1 protein-coding gene is annotated in these 1,622 nt (G+C 37.7%); it reads right to left on the bottom strand.

All coding sequences use genetic code 11. The annotated features are described in order from the left end of the window. Window positions 1–137 precede the first annotated feature (137 nt). Complete coding sequence (locus M3210_RS19860; protein WP_251518019.1) at window positions 138–1,373, bottom strand: IS110 family RNA-guided transposase; 1,236 nt, start codon at window positions 1,371–1,373, stop codon at window positions 138–140. Between the last annotated feature and the right edge of the window lie 249 nt (window positions 1,374–1,622).

The following is a 1,622-nucleotide window of genomic DNA, read 5'->3' as shown; positions in this document are numbered from 1 at the left end:
TAAACCAGCTAATAGTTGTCAATATATTTCTCTAAAAAACTCAAATTAATTATGATATACTTAATTTTATTCATGCTAAATAACCTTCCGTTATCACCAATCTGGAAGGTTTTGGATTTTTTAGTTAGATATAGTTTTTAGGCTATATCTTGGAAAACTGTTTTGTTTTTTAATAAAGCGTATATCCAGTGTAATAACTTATTCACGCAAGCAATGATCGCTACTCGAAATGGTTTACCTTCGTTGCGTTTTTTATCGTAAAACTCTCTCATTTTCTTATTTCGAGGGAGTATTTCATCAGTAGTTTTCTTCTTGCGTTTGTCTCGAATTGCACAACATACAGCCAAGTATAAAGCGTGTCTAAGCCTACTGGAACCTCTTTTAGTGATGCGGTTAATACTTGCTTTGAATCTACCAGATTCGAAAACGCTAGGGTCAACACCGGCAAATGCTACAAGTTTTTTAGGGTGATTAAATCGATCTATTTCCCCAATTTCTGAGATGATCGTGGCAGCGATTTTTTCTCCGATACCGGGGATAGATTTGATAATCTCATATTCTTCAATTTCTTTAGCTAGAGTATCTATCTCAGCCTCCAACTTTGATAGATGCTCTTTAAATTGAAGAAGCATATCAATGTACATTCCCATGCTCAAAAGGTGACTCTGATACAACGTCTTTTTAAATGGATTACGAGCCGCAGCCGCTTTGAGTTTCTGAGCCTTTTCATACGCCCACTTTTCAGAACGACTTCTACATAACTCATGTATACGATTTGCTAGCTTGTCCTCGCTTGTCATCAAGATATCCTCTGACGCTTTATATTCTTGGAGAATCCGTAAAGAAACAAAAGAATATAGCTCCCCAAAAACTCCTCGGTATTCAGGGAATACTTGCTCGAATACAGCTTGAAACTGTAACTTTGTTTGAATAAAATTACCTGTAATGTTCTCATGTTGGCGAGTTAAATTGCGAAGGTTTAAGAGTTGAACACCTCGCTTTTTATAAGGTTCTAAATCCTCTTTATAATATAGTTCGCACAGAAGATAAGCATCAACGGCGTCTGTCTTAACCTTACGCAAACTAGAACTCTTTGCCCTATATGAAATCAGTGGATTGACGATAATTAACAAATAATTATGCTCCTCCAAAAACTGAACAACCGAAGCATGATAGTGTCCGGTAGCTTCCAAAACAACTGCTGGCTTCTGCCCCGTAATTTCCTTTAAGTGCTTCAAAAAATCATGAAGTGCTGTTAAGCCCTCACGAGTATGCTCCACTTTAAAACTTTTACGATATGGCTTTTTCTTGTCCAAAAATGCTTGAACCTGACTTTCCCCTTTAGAAACATCCAGACCAACGACTGGATTCATACAAAAATCTCCTCCTCAAAAAAATATTTGCCGGTACCCCTAATCCTCCTTGTAATGTCATAGCTTCGCATGTTAAACGGGATCGGGTCCCAACCAGCTCAATCATGTTTTTACAAGTAGGGGGCGAACGGTTTAGTTGACGGGATCAAATGTCCCACGGGCAGAGACGTTCTACCCCGGCTACTGTTATAATAAAACCATATAAAAAATGGTCAACCAGAAATATCTGGTTAACCTTATATTACGAAA

It is taken from the genome of Oceanobacillus luteolus, from assembly GCF_023715655.1.
GTDB lineage: Bacteria > Bacillota > Bacilli > Bacillales > Amphibacillaceae > Oceanobacillus > Oceanobacillus luteolus.
This window is presented reverse-complemented; position numbering and strand designations above follow the sequence as displayed.

What these genes read in the sequence shown, in the direction of transcription:
- M3210_RS19860 (WP_251518019.1), bottom strand. Translation starts at nt 1,373, where the DNA reads ATGAATCCAGTCGTTGGTCTGGATGTTTCTAAAGGGGAAAGTCAGGTT.